The organism is Flavobacterium succinicans (assembly GCF_001662485.1).
Taxonomy (GTDB): Bacteria; Bacteroidota; Bacteroidia; order Flavobacteriales; family Flavobacteriaceae; genus Flavobacterium; species Flavobacterium succinicans_A.
This window is the reverse complement of sequence record NZ_JMTM01000053.1, coordinates 227,437-245,184: the sequence shown is the minus strand read 5'-3', so window position 1 is coordinate 245,184 and position 17,748 is coordinate 227,437. Positions and strand designations below refer to the sequence as shown.

Here is a 17,748-nt window from a genome sequence, read left to right as displayed (position 1 = left end):
TTATGCTCTGTAAAAATAATACAACTAGCAAAATTCGTTGAAAGCGTCTTGTAGGTTTTCTGCAATCATTTCTGCTGGACGACCTTCAATGTGATGACGTTCCAACATATGTACTAATTCTCCGTTTTTGAACAAAGCCATTGAAGGCGAAGATGGAGGAAAAGGGAACATGTGTTGTCTTGCAGCATCAACCGCTTCTTTGTCAACACCAGCGAAAACAGTAATTAAATGGTCTGGTTTTTTTGCTCCATCTAAACTCATTTTAGCTCCTGGACGTGCATTTCTTGCAGCACATCCGCATACAGAATTCACAACTACTAATGTTGTTCCTTCTGCTTTTATAGCAGCATCTACTTCTGCTGCATTATGTAAATCTAGGAAACCAGCAGCAGTTAATTCTGCTTGCATCGGTAAAACCATATCTTGTGGATACATATTTTTTATTTTTAGTTAACTGAATTAAGGCGCAAAGTTACAAAGTTTGCCAAAAAATTATAAGAACGAATTATAAAGTTTTGTTATAGTTACTGCTAATTAATTTATCGTTTCACCATTACTTACACCCTCCGTATCTGGATTAACGAAAACCAATTTCCCTTCTGCATTAGAAGTCATCAAAATCATGCCTTGGCTTTCTACGCCACGTAAATTTCTTGGTGCTAAGTTTACTAAAACAGTTACTCGTTTTCCAATAATATCTTCGGGTTTAAAACTTTCTGCAATTCCTGAAACAATGGTGCGTACGTCAATTCCAGTATCTACTTTTAGAATCAATAACTTATTTGCTTTTGGCATTTTTTCGGCTTCCAAAATAGTTCCTACGCGAATATCCATTTTGGCAAAATCTTCAAACTGAATCAACTCTTTCTGTGGTTCAGCTTTTTTATTTTCAGCGCTATTTGCCGTTTTCGTAGCTTCTAATTTGTCGATTTGCTTTTGAATCGCTTCGTCTTCAATTTTAGAGAAAAGCAATTCTGCTTCTCCAATTTGGTGACCTGCAGGTAGTAAATTCCAATTGTCAAAATCTAAATTCCAATTATTGACATCGATGTTTAGCATTCGTAACAATTTTTGTGACGTAAACGGTAAGAATGGCTCGCAAAGTGAACTCAAAGCAGCTGCAATTTGCAAGGCTACAAACATTTGGGTTTTGGTACGTTCCGGATCGGTTTTGACCATTTTCCAAGGTTCTTCGTCGGCCAAATATTTATTTCCTAAACGCGCTACATTCATCATTTCGCCCAAGGCTTCTCTAAATCGGTATCTTTCGATAGAACTAGAAATAACCGCTGGATAAGCTTTCAATTCTTCTAAAGTTTGTTCATCTACTTCAGAAAATTCATTTGGGGTTGGAACAATTCCGTTGTAATATTTATTCGTTAGCACCACCACACGATTGATGAAATTTCCAAAAATGGCCACCAATTCGTTGTTGTTTCTAGCCTGAAAATCTTTCCAAGTAAAATCGTTGTCTTTGGTTTCTGGAGCATTCGAAGTCAAGGCATAGCGCAACACATCCTGCTGATTTGGGAATTCTTCTAAATATTCGTGCAACCAAACAGCCCAGTTTTTCGAAGTCGATAATTTATTCCCTTCTAAGTTCAGGAACTCGTTTGCTGGAACATTATCGGGTAAAATGTAGCTTCCTTCTGCTTTTAACATCGCTGGGAAAATCACACAATGAAAAACGATATTGTCTTTTCCGATAAAATGTACCAATTTGGTATCTTGATCTTTCCAGTACGGTTCCCAATCTTTACCTTCTCTGGCGGCCCATTCTTTGGTAGACGAAATGTAACCAATTGGCGCATCAAACCAAACGTATAATTTTTTTCCTTCGGCACCTTCAACAGGAACATCAATTCCCCAATCTAAATCACGAGTAACGGCACGAGGCTCTAATCCGCCGTCAATCCAAGATTTTACTTGACCGTATACATTAGGTTTCCAATCATTTTTATGACCTTCCAAAATCCATTCTCTCAGAAACGCATCGTATCTATCTAGAGGCAAGAACCAGTGTTTGGTAGACTTCAAAATAGGCGTTTCTCCCGTAATGGTTGATTTAGGATTGATTAAGTCAGTGGCGTTAAGTGTAGAGCCACATTTTTCGCATTGATCACCGTAGGCTTCTTCGTTACCACATTTTGGGCAAGTACCTACTACAAAACGATCGGCCAAAAACTGATTGGCTTTGGCATCGTATAATTGTTCGGTAATTTCTTCGATAAAATCACCTTTGTCGTATAATTTTTTGAAGAATTCAGAAGCCGTTTTGTGATGAATTTCCGCCGAAGTTCTAGAATAATTATCAAATGAAATTCCGAAATCAGCAAATGATTTTCTAATGATTCCATCGTATTTATCAATTACTTCTTGCGGCGTAATGCCTTCTTTTTTGGCTTTCATCGAAATAGCCACTCCATGTTCATCGCTTCCACAAACAAACACAACATCCCTTCCTTGCAAACGCAAATAACGTGAATAAATGTCCGAAGGCACGTAAACCCCCGCCAAATGCCCAATATGAATGGGTCCGTTGGTATAAGGTAATGCTGCTGTAATGGTATATCTTTTTGGATTCTGCATCTTTATTCTGTTTTATTGCCTGCAAAAATAAGATTTTTTATGATAGGGTCGTAGGGACAAGTCGTGACTTGTCTGTACTCTATGTAAAAAAGAAGATTTGAAAAGCGAAATATCAATTTTAATTTCATAATCTTTGGGCTCTAAACAAAACCATAGTATGAACAAGACGAAACTAACAATCAACAAAAACGGATCTATAAAAATTGAAGGAGAATTTGAAATAGTAGATCAAGACGGAAATGTTTATGGACTTGAGGGAAGAACTGCCTTGGGCTTGTGCCGATGTGGTTTGTCTTCGAATAAGCCTTTTTGTGATGGTTCCCACCGCAATACTTTTGAAGGCGAATCGAAAGCATTTGATTTACCTCCAATGAAGAAAAATTAGATTCATAAATACCTAAAGGTTATGGCAAAAGGACCTGAAAAAAACACCAAAAACAAGGCGTTGCACACCAAATTACTTAATCGGAAGAAAGCAAAATTGCAAGAAGAAAAAAGAGAAAAAGCCTTGCGATTAAAAGCTTTGGTGGCCAAAATGAACGCCCAAAAGAAAGCAAACGAATCTGATTCAGAGTGATCTATGCTAATTTGCGGTTAAAAACGAAGGCAACTCAATTATTTCTACGAAATTTGTTGCTAAATTTCAAATACAAAAACCTATGGAATTCGGTAGAATCATCGTTTCAGAAACAGCTTTTAATAGTGAGAATCTTCAGGATGTTATTCATTCTAACATTTCGGTAATCAATTTAATGCGCGAGGAAGGAGTCGATGATGAACTCATTCATGAAGATGCCTTGACTAGCTATTATTTGGATTATTATTACACGCAACATTTGATGGGGAATTTTGCGCAATTCGTGCATCATTCGGGTTGGAATGCAGAGTTGAATGAGTTAATCGAAGAAGGTTTGGCATTGATTGGTGCCCAAAAACACTTGGAATTATTTCAACAACAAACCAAAAAGGTAAAACTGATGAGTAGCGTGAAACTCAATAAATTTCTGAAAGGAAAATTAGAAGGCGTTAATCCTGTTCGAGACGCACTCAATACCGATGCTTTTTTTGAAATAGAGGAAAACTTAGTGACTTTAAATGCCAATTTTTTGAAATCCCACCCAGATTTCGAAGTGCTTTCGGTAGACGATATGTTTGCTACTTTGGAAGAATTTGTAGGACATGAGATCAAAAGGGAATAGTAAGGAGATACAAATTTTGCTTAATCAAGATTAAAATAAATAAATTTGAGCCACTAGAAATTACTCTTAAAAATTTTAAATAAACTAAAATCATCATATTAATTTTGAAATACATACGAATGAAAAAAGTATTCTACTTATTCCTCTTATTTTGTGTGGTCACGACAAATGCACAAGATCAAAGAGTAATATCTAATGACTGGGTGGCATTTCGTCAAACTATTGATGTTCAAACCAAAGTAAAAAAGAAATTCAAAGTGGTGGCATCGGTCAAAGTCGAAAGTAACGAACCAAAAGCTTGGGCTGGTATTTGGTCAAGAGTTGATAAAAAAACGGAAGGAGTAGATTTTTTTGATAACATGGAGGATAGACCCATTAAATCCAATTCTTGGCAAGCCTACACGGTAGAAGGAACTATTGATGAAAATTCAAAAGCCTTAAATTTTGGAGGCATCTGTTCTTACAACGGTAAATTCTATTTTGACAAGTTCGAACTTTTTATAGAAAATGCCAAAGGCGTATTAGAACCCTATGCAATCATGAATGCTGGTTTTGAAATGGCGCTTAAAAACGGAGAAATTCAAAAATGGGAATTTGGAGTTGAAAAAGGAAAGGTTAGAAAAGTGAAAGAATATGCCGTTTCTATAGATAAAAGTGCAGTAGCGGGAAATTCAAGTTTGCTTCTTGAAGGCACTGGAATTGTAATTAAAGAAACTGGTAAAATAGGCAATGTTGAAGGGGCTTCTCCTCAAATAGGCGCCATGATTTCGATGCTTGAGGATTTAAAAGACAGAGTCGAACGTACTGTGAAAAACATGAACCAATACGAAACGGATTATTTACATGATGAAAAAGCCAATAGAATTGGTTCGCTAATTATGCATTTGGCCGCTGCCGAAAAATACTATCAAGTGCTTACTTTTGAAAATAGAGAATTTACGCCTGAGGAGAAAGCAAAATGGAGTACTGCCTTAGACTTAGACAAAGGCGGTCGTGATGAATGGAAAGGACATGAGATGCAATATTACTTAGACATTTATAATGAGGTACGAAATAAAACAATTGCAGAACTAAAAAAGAGAGATGATGCCTGGTTCAACCAACAAGTGATGAAAGAAGAAGTAACCAATCATTATTGTTGGTTTCATGTGATGGAGCATCAATCCAGTCATTTAGGACAAATCTTGTTTCTAAAAAAACGAATCCCGCCTCAAAAAGAAGTGATTTTGGAACAGAAGATTAAAAATTAAATCTTAGTCAGTCCTTCAAGAACAAAACCTTCTTTGAGCATAATTCAAAGAGAGGTTTTTATGAGACCAAATCGAAAAACCTTTTCCTAAAACTTTGTCTAGTACTTATCAAACATTTCCTTAAATTTGTGGGCGCAAATAGCCTTAAATATAAGAGTTAAAAACAAAATTATGTTACAAATCGCATTTATTAGAGAGAATCAAGAAAAAGTAATCAACGCTTTAGCCAAAAGAAACCTTGACGCTAACAGTATTGTAAACGAAGTGATACAATTAGACGAACAACGTCGCGCTACTCAAGTGGCTTTAGACAACACTTTATCTGAATCTAATAAATTATCCAAAGATATTGGTGATTTGATGAAAAGTGGCGAGAAAGCAAAAGCCGCTATTCTTAAAGAAAAAACTGTTTCTTTAAAAGAAAAAAGTAAAGAGTTGGCAGAAAAAGCAGACGCTTTGGCCGAAGAATTAACTCAAAAATTATATACTTTGCCTAACCTTCCTGCGGATATTGTTCCAAACGGAAAATCGGCAGATGATAACCTAAACGTTTTTCAAGAAGGTGACATTCCTACGTTGCACGAAGGCGCTTTACCACATTGGGAATTGGTAAAAAAATACGACATCATCGATTTTGAATTGGGTGTAAAAATCACCGGTGCTGGATTCCCTGTTTACAAAGGAAAAGGAGCTCGCTTACAACGTGCTTTAATTAATTATTTTTTAGATAAAAACACAGCTTCGGGCTACAAAGAAATGCAAGTGCCTCATTTAGTAAACGAAGCTTCAGGCTACGGAACAGGTCAATTGCCAGACAAAGAAGGGCAAATGTATCACGCTACTATTGATGATTTGTATTTGATTCCAACGGCTGAGGTTCCTGTAACCAATTTGTTTAGAGATGTTATTGTAAGTGAAAACGAATTGCCAATATTATGTACCGCTTACACCCCTTGTTTCCGTCGTGAAGCAGGTTCTTATGGAGCACACGTACGTGGATTAAACCGTTTGCACCAATTTGATAAAGTAGAAATTGTTCGTATCGAACATCCAGAGAAATCATACGAAGCTTTGGATGGTATGGTAGAACATGTTAAAGATATTTTGCAGGAACTAAAATTACCGTACCGAATTTTGCGTTTGTGCGGAGGAGATATGGGATTCACTTCGGCATTGACCTATGATTTTGAGGTGTTTTCTACTGCACAAGACCGTTGGTTAGAAATTTCATCTGTGTCTAATTTTGAAACCTTCCAAGCCAACCGTTTGAAATTACGTTTCAAAGACAAAGACGGAAAAAATCAATTGGCGCATACCTTGAACGGAAGTTCTTTGGCTTTGCCAAGAGTTTTGGCCGGAATTTTAGAAAACTACCAAACTCCAGACGGAATCGTAATCCCAGAAGTGTTACGTCCGTATTGTGGGTTTGACATAATTGACTAGTACTGGTAATTTATTTTAACCACAAATTCGCAAATTTTTTTTTATTGTAATAATAGAATAATTTGCGAATTTGCGGTTATATAGTTTATCTAGGAGAAATTAATATTTAGTGAAAATCGAATAATGAAAAAACTCTTTTTACATATCGCACTGTTTTTTTCATGGATTTGTTTTTCGCAAAACGAACAATTAGCTCAATATTTTTACGAAAAAGGAGATTTTGAAAAAGCCAAAGTAGGCTACGAAGAACTGCTCAAAAGTATCCCGCAAAACTCCCAATATTTTCTCAGAACAATCGATTGCTACCAGCAATTACAGCAATTTGAATTGGCAGAAAAAACAATTCAAACGCGTTATGCTAAATACAAGCAAGCTTTTTTATTAGTCGAAATAGGCTACAATTGGCAGTTGCAAAAAAATGAAGCCAAAGCCAAAAGTTATTATGAACAAGCGTTAGAAAGTATTCGAAAAAATCCTAACGAAGTCTATGGTATAGCCAATGCCTTTGAAAAAAAAGTAATCTTAGAATATGCCGTAAAAGCTTACCAAACCGCGGCTCAAATAGATGCGACCTTTAACTTCAATTATCAAATGGCGTTACTTTATGGTCAATTGGGTAAAACCGATTTGATGATTACCACATTTTTGGATGAAGCCTTTATTAATCCGCAAAATTCGAATTTGATTCAGCATCAATTGTCGCGCTACATGTCGGATGAGAGCGATACCTCATTTTCTGATTCTTTAAAAAAAGCGTTGATTTTGCGTACTCAAAAAGACCAAGACATTTTCTGGAATCAGTATTTGAGTTGGTTTTATGTGCAACAAAAAGAGTTTGGTAAAGCCTTTATTCAAGAAAAAGCCATTTATAAACGCAATCCAGAATCCTTAGCAGAAATTGTAAGCTTGGGACAAATGGCCATTGAGGAAGACCAAACCGAAGCAGCAACCGAAATTTTGGGCTTTGTTTTAGAAAACACCAAGGATTTAGAAACGTTGATACAAGCCAATACGTACTTAATCGAAATGAAATTGGCCAAAGCAAAACCTGCTGATTTTGGCGCAATTGATACGCAGCTAAAAACCTTGTTACAAGAATTTGAAATCAATCCCTTTACACTGAAATTGCAATTAATTCAAGCACATTTTACGGCTTTTAGTTTAAAAAAACCAGAAGAAGCCAAGGCAATTATTACTAAAGCATTGACGCTTCCGCTAAACGATTACCAAATTGCCGATGCCAAAATGGAGCTGGCCGATATTTTTTTATTTGAAGAAAAATACAATCAAGCTTTGCTGTATTATTCTCAAATTGAATTGGATTTGAAGAACGATGTAATGGCGCATGAAGCCAGTTTAAAAGCAGCAAAAACAAGTTATTTTAAAACCGATTTTGACTGGGCGTTGAAGCAATTTAAAGAATTAAAATCTGCCAATACGCAATTGATTGCCAATGATGCTTTGGAGTATTTTTTATTAATTAATGACAATACCGTTGCCGATTCTACTCAAACGGCTTTAAAGCAATTTGCCAAAGGCGACTATTTGATGTATCAAAAACGCAACGATGAAGCAATTGCTCATTTCCAAAAGATATTACAGCAGTTCAAGGGGCAAGAAATTGAGGCAGTGACTCTTTTACGATTAGGTAAATTGTATGAGACGACTGGTAATTATATTCAGGCATTACAGCAATATCAGGCCATAATTGCCCAACATAGTGATGGCATTTACATAGACGAGGCCTTGTTTTTTGCAGCAGAACTGTACGTGAAATACCTAAACGACCCCGAAAAAGCAAAACCGCTTTATGAAAAAATGATTTTTAACCATCAAGACAGTATTTACTTCGTTGAGGCTAGGAAAAAATTCAGACAATTAAGAGGCGATATATTAGCGCCCTAAAATCCCCCCAGCCCCCAAAGGGGGAGTAAGCGAAACAATAAGATTTTGAACTAAATTGAATAATAAAGAATAAAAAAGAGTGAAATTTTAACCCTACTTTCCCCTTAGTAGGATTCCCCCTTCGGGGGTTAGGGGGCTTATTATGATTATATACAACGTTACCATCAATATTCACGAAAGTGTACACGACAAATGGATGATTTGGATGCAGCACAAGCACATTCCAGAAATGTTAGCTACGGGCAAATTTATAAATGCTAGATTAGTTCGCGTTTTAGTCGAAGAAGAAATGGGTGGGCTTACCTATTCGGTGCAATACACGACAGACAGTAAGGCTACCCTTCAAAAGTATTATGATGAAGACGCTCCAGCTTTAAGAGAAGAAGGCTTAAAATTATTTGGAGACAAAATGCTAGCTTTCAGAACAGAATTACAAGTGATTTCGGAGCATTAAAAGTTCCGTAGGAACGAATGATATTGTAGCAACGAATTTCAAACCGTTAACAATGTTATAAAAAAAGAATTTTAGAACGCATAAATACCCTAACGCCTTCCTGCCTTTGCGGTTAAAAAAATGATTATGGAAAAAGTAAAAGCCAAAAAACATCTCGGACAACACTTTCTAAAAGACGAAAGCATTGCCAAAGCCATTGCCGACACCTTGAGCTTAGATGGTTACAACGATGTCTTAGAAATTGGACCAGGAATGGGTGTGTTGACCAAGTATTTATTAGAAAAACCTATCGACACCTATGTTATAGAAATCGATACGGAATCTGTTGCGTATTTGGATGCCAATTATCCAAAGTTAAAGGATAAAATCATATCCGAAGATTTCTTAAAATACAATATCAATTCCGTTTTCGAAGGGAAACAATTTGCTATTATTGGCAATTTTCCTTATAATATTTCGACTCAAATTGTTTTCAGAACCTTGGAGTTTAGAGATCAAATTCCGGAGTTTTCGGGTATGTTTCAAAAAGAAGTTGCCGAACGCATTTGCGAGAAAAAAGGAAGTAAAACTTATGGCATACTTTCGGTTTTGGCACAAGCATTCTACGATACCGAATATTTATTTACGGTTGACGAACACGTATTCAATCCGCCGCCAAAAGTAAAATCGGGTGTGATGCGCATGCGTCGCAAAGAAAATTACACCTTGCCTTGTAGCGAGAAACTCTTGTTTACTGTGGTAAAAACGGCCTTTCAACAGCGTAGAAAAACCTTGCGAAACAGTTTAAAAACCTTAAATTTGTCCGATAAACTAAGAGAAGATCCAATATTTGATATTCGCCCAGAACAATTAAGTGTAGACGAATTTATTGCCTTAACTCAAAAAATAGAAGCCGATGGAGTTTAAAATCAGCAAAGAGCTCATTCAAGAGTTAGAGCAACTCATTCAAAGCAAGAACGATGTAAAATTGGAATTGTTATTGAATGACATGCACCATGCTGATATTGCCGAGGTTCTAGACGAACTAGAATTTGATGAGGCTACCTATATTTTTAAAGTTTTAGATAGCGAAAAAACAGCCGAAATCCTTCTAGAGCTAGAAGACGATTTGAGAGAAAATATCTTAAGTCGATTATCCCCAAAAGAAATCGCTGAAGAGCTTGATGAATTAGAAACCAATGACGCGGCCGATATTATCGCAGAATTGTCTCAAGACATCAAAGCCGAAGTAATCTCAGAATTACAAGACGTTGAGCACGCCAAAGACATTGTCGAATTGTTGCGCTATGACGAAGATACCGCTGGGGGAATCATGCACAAAGAGTTAGTGAAAGTCAACGAAAACTGGAACGTGCTCACTTGTGTCAAAGAAATGCGAATTCAGGCCGAAAATATATCACGCGTACACTCCATTTATGTGGTAGATGATGATGAAAGACTCAAAGGACGTTTGTCTCTTAAAGATTTATTAACCACTTCTACAAGAACCGCTATTAGCGATGTGTACATAAGAAAGTTAAATTTTGTAAACGTAGATACAGAAGATGTCGAGGTCGCTCGTATCATGCAAAAATATGACTTAGAAGCCATTCCTGTAGTTGATGAATTAGGGCGTTTAGTCGGCAGAATCACCATCGATGATATCGTAGACGTAATCAAGGACGAAGCCGACAAAGATTACCAGTTAGCAGCGGGTATCTCCCAAGACGTAGAGGCCGATGATAGTATTATGGAATTGACCAAAGCGCGTTTGCCTTGGTTGGTTTTGGCGCTATTAGGTGGATTTATCACCGTTCGCGTGCTTGGATTGTTTGAAGGTGCCATGGCCGAACACGGAAAATTATTCTTTTTCACTCCCCTAATTGCTGCGATGGCTGGAAATGTTGGGGTGCAATCCTCAGCTATTATTGTCCAAGGTTTGGCAAATAATACCTTAAGTGGTTCCCTGTTCAATCGTTTGGTCAAAGAAATTTCTTTAAGCCTTTTAAACGGATTAATCTTAGCCAGTATCTTGTTTTTGGGAAGCCATTTTCTGCTGAATGTAGAGGTAATTATTGGCGTAATTGTAACAATTGCATTGGTTTCCGTGATAATTATTGCCTCATTAATTGGTACTTTTATCCCGTTGTTATTAGACAAATTTGGTATCGACCCTGCATTAGCAACAGGGCCATTTATTACCACTAGTAATGACATTTGCGGAATTTTGATTTATTTTTCTATTGCCAAATTGGTGTTAGGATTTTAATAAGTAATAAAAATAACACATTCCCATATCGGCTCCCCCTCTTTTGGAGGGGGCTGGGGGGAGGAAAAAACCAAACCATGAAAGTACACATTATTGGAGGCGGAAACCTTGGTGTTTCTATTGCCCTAGGTTTAGCCAAGTTTTCACAAGGCCATCAAATCACCATCACAAGACGCAACACGGCTAGCATTTTATATTTACAAGATCTAGGAATTACCGTTGCGACAGACAATACCTTAGCTATTCAGGAAGCCGATTTAATTATCTTGACCATCAAACCTTATCAAGTAGATATGGTATTGACCGAAATCCTTCCAGTAATTACGAACAAAACCATTGCTTCAGCCGTTAGTGGTTTATCTATCGAAAATTTACAAAACAAAATAGGAGCTTCTCACAGCGCCATCCGAATCATGCCCAACATCGCTGCCCAATTTGGAGCATCAGCGACTTGTATAGCATTCAACGAAAAAAACAAAGAAGCGGCTCAACCCGTAGTACAATTGTTTCAAGACTTAGGAACAGCACCCATTATCGATGAAAAATTGATGGACGCAGCCACCGTTTTGGCCGCCAGCGGAACGGCTTTTGCACTGCGTTACATCCGAGCGTCTATGCAAGCGGGTATCGAAATTGGATTCGATTGGCAAACGGCTCTGGCCATTTCAGCACAAACCGTAAAAGGTGCCGCCGAAATGCTCCTTGAAGAAAAAGGCCACCCCGAACAATTAATCGACCGCGTAACTACACCGCAAGGCTGTACCATCGCAGGACTCAACGAAATGGAAATGCACGGTTTCAGTTCCTCACTCATTCGAGGTATCAAAACGTCCTTAAAACAAATTAAAGGGTAAGTTATTTGGGCGTGCCACCCTAAAGCAAAGGGGCCAACTCATGCTAGTCGTGAGTCGGCCCCTTTGCTTTAGGGTGTCGGGCTATCCGCGCTACTTCGGTAGCTAGCTCCTATCCCTCACGCGTAAAAATCATGAATTCTTTTTGTTTTGTGCTCTTCTTTTTAACCACTTTTTAATCCAATATATAACCGCTACCAATAGTATAAGGAAAGGCCATGCGCTAATTAAATTAATCAAGAAATCAGAAAATGAATTGAAACCAGATACAATTCCATTCCAAATTTTTGAACCATAAGAAATGGTAGCTCCTTCATTTTCAGCAACAGTTTTGTAAAATTCGATGGTAATTGTACTCATCGAAATCTGATTTTGCAAATAAAGCAGTTGCCCTTGTTTCGCTTCTATTTCTTCACGAATAGCTGAAAGTTGCTTTTCTATTTCTAGGATTTCTATAACTTTAGTTGCCTTCTTTAATAACTCAAGATAACGGTTTTCAAGTCTTTTTTTGGCATTGAGTCGAGCTTCAATATCAATGTATTGTTCTGTTACATCCTCTGCAGCAACTTCTTTAGTATCAAAAAAAGTAACTCCTTGAGAAATTTCATTTAAAAATAAATCAAAATTTTGGCTAGGAACACGAACAGTCATTCGTTTATAAATCGAACCATATTCTTTTCCTTCGCTATCATTTTGCAGGCTGCTTTTATACTTTTTTGCTGCAAGAATAATTTGTTGATATGTTTTCTCTAAGTCATTGGTTTCAAAACGAACGGAGCCCGTTTTAATGATTTTTTGCTCTACAGGAATCTTTTTATCTGACTCATTTGCTTCATAACTTGTTTCTTCAGCATTGGCTACTTCAGGTTTTACAAATTTTACTTGGTCAGCTTTTGCAGGAAGTTTGATGGCTTGTATACTCATACCTTCTGAAAAGGCTTCAGACTTTTTACAGCTTAAAAACAGAAAAGCAACAATTAAAAGGAAGATTCTAGTAGTCATTATCAGATGATTTATTTATAAGATTAAAATGTAAAAATAAATTATTTTGAGCTACCTAAACCGCTTTTTTCTTTTTAGTTTTCTTTGCTTTTAAATTGATTTTTAGCCAAATAAAACCAAGGGTTCCTGCCAAAAACGAAGCAATTAGAATCGCAATTTTAGAATAATTGATGATTTCTTCTCCGTCATTTTTAAAAGCCAATAAGGTGATAAAAATCGACATCGTAAATCCAATTCCACCTAACATTCCAGCACCAATAATATCTTTCCAACGCAATTCTTTCGGCAAAGCACAAACGCCAAAAGTCACCGCCAAAAACGAAAACAACCAAATACCCAAAGGCTTCCCAATGACCAATCCAGCAATAATCCCGATTGAATTATCATGCAATAATCCTTCATGCCAATCTCCCGTGATAGGAATCCCAGTATTGGCAATAGCAAATAAAGGCAGAATAAAAAATGCCACAGGATTATGTAAAAAGTGTTGCAAACGGTAGGAAGCACTTTGTGGTCCACCATCCCCAAACGGAATTACAAAGGCCAAAATAACGCCGGTAATCGTAGCATGAATTCCTGAATTTAGCATAAAATACCACATTGCGGCACCACCTAATAAATAAGGAATTAGGTTGTGCACTTTTCTTCTGTTTAAGATGAATAAGAAACCCCAAATCGCCAAAGCATAAAACAAATTTAGTAATGCAATCGAATCCGTATAAAATACAGCGATCACGATAATGGCTCCTAAATCATCAATGACAGCCAATGCCGTTAAAAATATTTTTAAAGAAGCAGGAACCCGATTGCCTAGTAACGACAAAATTCCAATAGCAAAAGCAATATCTGTAGCCATAGGAATACCCGCTCCATTTTGAGTAATTGTACCAAAATTTAGCGCTAAAAAAATCCCAGCAGGAACAACCATTCCACCCAAGGCTCCAAAAATAGGTAAGGCAGCATTTTTGATGTTGGCTAATTCTCCATCATATATTTCACGTTCTAGTTCTAATCCAATCATTAAAAAGAAAATAGCCATCAAGCCATCATTGATCCAATCGGTAATAGAATGATGTCCTAATGGAGTTTTCCAAAAAGCGATGTAATCAGTTTGTATGCTTGAATTAGCAAGAAATAAAGAAAGCAGTGTTACAAAAAGAAGCAACAGTCCTCCTGATTTTTCACTTTCAAAAAAGGCTTTAAATGTTTTTGTTAATTTCATAAGAATTTAATAGTTGTAGTAGATTTTTTCATTTATTTTTTGCCATTGCCGTAAATATAGCGAAATTTTAAAGGTCAAGAGCGATCTTAAGCGTAAATGAAATCCAAAGATAAATTTTTGCAAAATTAAACTATTTTAGAAGGAACTGTTTTAAAGAAAACATAAACCGTAATTTTTTTCGTTAATTTGAAGGCTAAATTAAGAATTCATGGAAATCAAAATCCTTCACATAGATAGTAATCATCCTGTACTTTGGAATCAATTAGAACAAGCAGGATATTATAATGAAGCAGACTTTACTTCTTCTATAGAAGAAATTGAACAAAAAATCGAACAATATCACGGCATCGTGATTCGTAGCCGTTTCAAAATTGATAAAAATTTCATCGACAAAGCCACTAATTTACAGTTCATAGCCCGTGTAGGTGCTGGTCTCGAAAGCATAGATTGTGATTACGCAACGTCTAGAAATATTGCACTTATAGCCGCTCCAGAAGGCAATCGAAATGCAGTTGCCGAACATGCTTTAGGAATGATATTATCGCTTTTTAATAAACTCAACCAAGCCGATACTGAAATTAGAAAAGGCCATTGGAACCGAGAAAGCAATCGCGGTCATGAACTAGACGGGAAGACCGTTGGGATTATTGGTTACGGAAATATGGGAAAGGCTTTTGCCAAAAAATTGCGAGGGTTTGATGTTGAGGTAATCTGTCACGATATTTTGCCCGGTGTAGGCGATGCCAATGCCCAACAAGTTACACTAGAAGGATTACAACAAAAAGCGGATGTCCTAAGTTTACATATTCCATGGACACCTGAAACGGATAAAATGGTGAATGCTGATTTTATCGCATCGTTCTCCAACCCTTTTTGGTTGATTAACACTTCTAGAGGAAAAAATGTAGTTACTGCCGATTTAGTTCAAGCGTTAGAATCTGGAAAAATTTTAGGTGCAGGCTTAGATGTATTGGAGTATGAGAAATTGTCTTTTGAAACTTTGTTTAATGACAAAAACACGCCCGAAGCTTTTGATTACTTACTGAAAAGCCCTAAAGTTTTACTTTCGCCACATATCGCTGGCTGGACTTACGAGAGTCATGAGCGATTGGCTCAGGTGATTGTAGACAAAATAAAGCTACTTTATACTAAATGATAAGCTGTTGGTTATGAAAAATGTGCAACTTTTTTTATAGATTTACAACTAACTAAATAACTAACTAAATTTTACCATCATGGAAGAAACAAAAAACGAATCATGGAACACCTCTTATCCTAAAACCCAACCCGAAAACAAAAAAATAATTGCTGGAGTTTTAGCAATCGTTTTTGGTGGGTTAGGAATTCATAAATTTGTTCTAGGATACACAAAAGAAGGAATTATTCAACTAGTAATTGGAGTTGTCACCTGTGGAATTGGAGGGATAATCGGTTTTATTGAAGGCATTATCTATTTGACCAAATCAGACGAAGAGTTTTATCAAACGTACCAAGTGGGCAAAAGGGGATGGTTTTAATCTACCGATCCAATATAAAAGAGGCGGTCTAGTAATAAAGTATACAATAGACCGCCTCTTTTTTTATTGGGTAAAAACAAGCTTTTACGCTAAAATTCAAATGGGAGTTCTGTCGCCAAAGAATCAACCGAAATTTTGGTGCTGTCTGGCACCCGCAATTTGATAAATGACTTGGCTTGACCAGTAATGAAGAAAGGTTTCGATTTGTAAATGGAATCTTCTGGCGCAAGTAGACCTCGTCTATTCATTAAATTAGTCAGGTACAATTGCTGTTTTGCGGCATAGTCTTTCAGGTTGCCTTCGTCATTGAATTGGTACATAAATTTACGAGGACTTGGGATGATTCTAGCCAAGTACAAACATTCGTTCAAGTCTAATTCGGCGGGTGTTTTTTGGAAATAAAAACGGCTGGCTTCGCCAATTCCATACACATCAGGTCCCCATTCGATAATATTGAAATAGACTTCAAGCATGCGCTCTTTGCTCACGACTCGGTTGTTTTCGAGGATGTAAACCAATAAAATTTCTTCTAATTTTCTAGACAAGGTTTTTTCGCGGGTCAAGAATACATTTTTGACCAATTGCATACTGATGGTACTTGCACCACGCGCAAATTTTTTGGTTCGAATGTTTTTGAGAATCGATTGTTTGAAAGCTTCGTTGATGAAACCTCTGTGTCGAAAAAAGGAAGGATCCTCGGTAGTGAGCACACATTTTTGTAAATAGGGAGAAATTTGGTCCAAAGGGGTGTAATCTGGATTTTCTGTTCCTACTATAATAGGGCGCTGCAATACGTTTTTGATGATCGCTCGGTACACAAATTCGCCATTGATTTTCGTTAAATTGGCTTTGCCGTATTTCGTAATTCGGAGGTTTTCTTTATTCAATTTGCTATCAAAAACCAATTGATACGGTTTGTTTTTATTGAATTTAAAATCCAAGTTGTATTCAAAATTTCCTTGGGCTTCCATTCCTTGGAAGTTGGTAAATAAACCATCAGGAAGGGAAACGATAAAGTCTTGCGCCTTCATTTTTGGAATACTTACTTGCAGTTTATAGATGGTATCCGATTCGGTTTCGTAAGCCATATACGGATTCAATTTTATTTTATTGAGTTGCAATGTTGAACTTTTATCAATAGAAATAAAATCAGAACCCAGAAGAAAACGGTAGTCAAAACGCGCTTTTTTGATGACCACATCTTTATTGGCAATTTTGGGATGATTGACGTGTAAATTGGTTATCGTAGCAAAGCCATCTAAATGGAATTCGCCCATCGTTTTTTCGATGTTGTCAACATTCAAATGAATCGAATCAAAACTCGATTTGAGGTTGTAACGTTCGTCTACATAAGGCAAACGAATGGCGCCAGTATCTTTATTGAAAATACGAATATCGGCTTTTCTGTTTCTTGGGTCGGCCAAGCCTTTCATACTCAGATGTTGCTTGAAAGTGCCCGTTTCTACCGTGATTAAGGAGTTGAGTTCTTGATTGGCTAAAGTTAGTTTTTCGATATCGATGATTGCTTTTTTGCCATTATCGTCAATCTTGAAAGCTAATTTTTCGATGCTCATATCGGTTGGAACCAAGTTGAGCAACCTCGAAATCATTCGATACGCTGTGGCGGCATAATCGGTTTTGCTATCGGAGTTTTCTAGATTGAGTTCTTCATCTTTTTTCAAAAAAGCATCAAAATTTTTGACCTTTCCTTTTTTTACCAATTGAATGTATCCTTCTTTTAGTTCCAAAGATTGCAGTTGAATGTCTCCTATAAAAAGGTTCCAGAAGCTAATACTCGTTTTTAATTTTTTAATATTCAAAAGCGTGTCGGCGTTTTTGGGAGCTAAAACCACATCGTATAAATCGACGCCGTTCATACCATCAAAAGAGGCTTTTTTTACGGAAAAAGTGCTGTTGTACTGTTGCGTCATTTTGGTCGAAACTTTATCTAACGCTTGGTTTAAAAGGGAGTCTCTAAAAAAGATAAAACCACCCACCACTAGTAGGAGGACTGCTAAAAGTATTTTGGCCGCCAAAAGCAGTTTTTGTTTGTTTATTCTCATATTTG

The 17,748-nt window shown here is 36.8% G+C and carries 17 protein-coding genes; 12 read left to right on the top strand and 5 right to left on the bottom strand.

All coding sequences use genetic code 11. The features are described 5' to 3' along the window. Nucleotides 1-24 precede the first annotated feature (24 nt). Nucleotides 25-435: a BrxA/BrxB family bacilliredoxin gene (locus tag FLB_RS10000; RefSeq protein ID WP_064715809.1), complete on the bottom strand. Its 411-nt coding sequence runs from the start codon at nucleotides 433-435 to the stop codon at nucleotides 25-27. A gap of 99 nt (nucleotides 436-534) precedes the next feature. Next, complete coding sequence (metG, locus tag FLB_RS09995; protein WP_064715808.1) at nucleotides 535-2,589, bottom strand: methionine--tRNA ligase; 2,055 nt, start codon at nucleotides 2,587-2,589, stop codon at nucleotides 535-537. Between the two features lie 157 nt (nucleotides 2,590-2,746). Here metG and FLB_RS09990 point away from each other — a divergent pair, with 157 nt between their 5' ends. From FLB_RS09990 to proC, 10 genes are all read left to right on the top strand, one after another. Then, nucleotides 2,747-2,974 (top strand): CDGSH iron-sulfur domain-containing protein, encoded by a 228-nt coding sequence (locus tag FLB_RS09990; protein ID WP_064715807.1) that lies wholly within the window; start codon nucleotides 2,747-2,749, stop codon nucleotides 2,972-2,974. Nucleotides 2,975-2,995: 21 nt separating this feature from the next. Further along, the gene (locus FLB_RS14390) at nucleotides 2,996-3,166 is read left to right on the top strand and encodes a hypothetical protein (protein WP_197488954.1); all 171 of its coding nucleotides are present in this window, start codon (nucleotides 2,996-2,998) and stop codon (nucleotides 3,164-3,166) included. Between the two features lie 82 nt (nucleotides 3,167-3,248). Next, nucleotides 3,249-3,788, top strand: coding sequence for a hypothetical protein (locus FLB_RS09985; RefSeq protein ID WP_064715806.1), 540 nt, complete (start codon nucleotides 3,249-3,251; stop codon nucleotides 3,786-3,788). Between the two features lie 119 nt (nucleotides 3,789-3,907). Next, a complete protein-coding gene (locus tag FLB_RS09980) occupies nucleotides 3,908-5,038 on the top strand; it encodes a DUF664 domain-containing protein (RefSeq protein ID WP_064715805.1) in 1,131 nt (376 codons plus the stop codon). Between the two features lie 171 nt (nucleotides 5,039-5,209). Continuing rightward, nucleotides 5,210-6,481 (top strand): serine--tRNA ligase, encoded by a 1,272-nt coding sequence (gene serS, locus FLB_RS09975; RefSeq protein WP_064715873.1) that lies wholly within the window; start codon nucleotides 5,210-5,212, stop codon nucleotides 6,479-6,481. A gap of 123 nt (nucleotides 6,482-6,604) precedes the next feature. Beyond that, the gene (locus tag FLB_RS09970; protein WP_064715804.1) at nucleotides 6,605-8,386 is read left to right on the top strand and encodes a tetratricopeptide repeat protein; all 1,782 of its coding nucleotides are present in this window, start codon (nucleotides 6,605-6,607) and stop codon (nucleotides 8,384-8,386) included. Between the two features lie 142 nt (nucleotides 8,387-8,528). Then, entirely contained in the window at nucleotides 8,529-8,840 is a 312-nt protein-coding gene (locus FLB_RS09965; RefSeq protein ID WP_064715803.1) for a DUF4286 family protein, read from the top strand. A 126-nt stretch (nucleotides 8,841-8,966) separates the two neighbouring features. Then, nucleotides 8,967-9,746, top strand: coding sequence for a 16S rRNA (adenine(1518)-N(6)/adenine(1519)-N(6))-dimethyltransferase RsmA (gene rsmA, locus FLB_RS09960; RefSeq protein ID WP_064715802.1), 780 nt, complete (start codon nucleotides 8,967-8,969; stop codon nucleotides 9,744-9,746). Continuing rightward, nucleotides 9,736-11,088 carry a magnesium transporter gene (gene mgtE / locus FLB_RS09955; protein ID WP_064715801.1) on the top strand — a complete coding sequence of 451 codons (1,353 nt, stop codon included), beginning with the start codon at nucleotides 9,736-9,738 and terminating at the stop codon, nucleotides 11,086-11,088. Before rsmA ends, mgtE begins: the two co-directional genes overlap by 11 nt. 77 nt (nucleotides 11,089-11,165) lie before the next feature. Then, complete coding sequence (gene proC, locus FLB_RS09950; protein WP_064715800.1) at nucleotides 11,166-11,942, top strand: pyrroline-5-carboxylate reductase; 777 nt, start codon at nucleotides 11,166-11,168, stop codon at nucleotides 11,940-11,942. A 129-nt stretch (nucleotides 11,943-12,071) separates the two neighbouring features. On the opposite strand, the gene FLB_RS09945 is transcribed toward proC, so the two are convergent. Together FLB_RS09945 and nhaA are read right to left on the bottom strand one after the other, a co-directional pair. After that, the gene (locus FLB_RS09945) at nucleotides 12,072-12,941 is read right to left on the bottom strand and encodes a DUF4349 domain-containing protein (RefSeq protein ID WP_064715799.1); all 870 of its coding nucleotides are present in this window, start codon (nucleotides 12,939-12,941) and stop codon (nucleotides 12,072-12,074) included. Nucleotides 12,942-12,996: 55 nt separating this feature from the next. Then, nucleotides 12,997-14,163 (bottom strand): Na+/H+ antiporter NhaA, encoded by a 1,167-nt coding sequence (gene nhaA, locus FLB_RS09940; RefSeq protein WP_064715798.1) that lies wholly within the window; start codon nucleotides 14,161-14,163, stop codon nucleotides 12,997-12,999. 208 nt (nucleotides 14,164-14,371) lie between these two features. Here nhaA and FLB_RS09935 point away from each other — a divergent pair, with 208 nt between their 5' ends. Then, nucleotides 14,372-15,319, top strand: coding sequence for a 2-hydroxyacid dehydrogenase (locus FLB_RS09935; protein WP_064715797.1), 948 nt, complete (start codon nucleotides 14,372-14,374; stop codon nucleotides 15,317-15,319). Nucleotides 15,320-15,398: 79 nt separating this feature from the next. Then, the gene (locus FLB_RS09930; protein WP_064715796.1) at nucleotides 15,399-15,680 is read left to right on the top strand and encodes a TM2 domain-containing protein; all 282 of its coding nucleotides are present in this window, start codon (nucleotides 15,399-15,401) and stop codon (nucleotides 15,678-15,680) included. 89 nt (nucleotides 15,681-15,769) lie between these two features. On the opposite strand, the gene FLB_RS09925 is transcribed toward FLB_RS09930, so the two are convergent. After that, nucleotides 15,770-17,743, bottom strand: a complete 1,974-nt coding sequence (locus tag FLB_RS09925; protein ID WP_064715795.1) for a transglycosylase domain-containing protein — start codon at nucleotides 17,741-17,743, stop codon at nucleotides 15,770-15,772. Nucleotides 17,744-17,748: the final 5 nt, after the last annotated feature.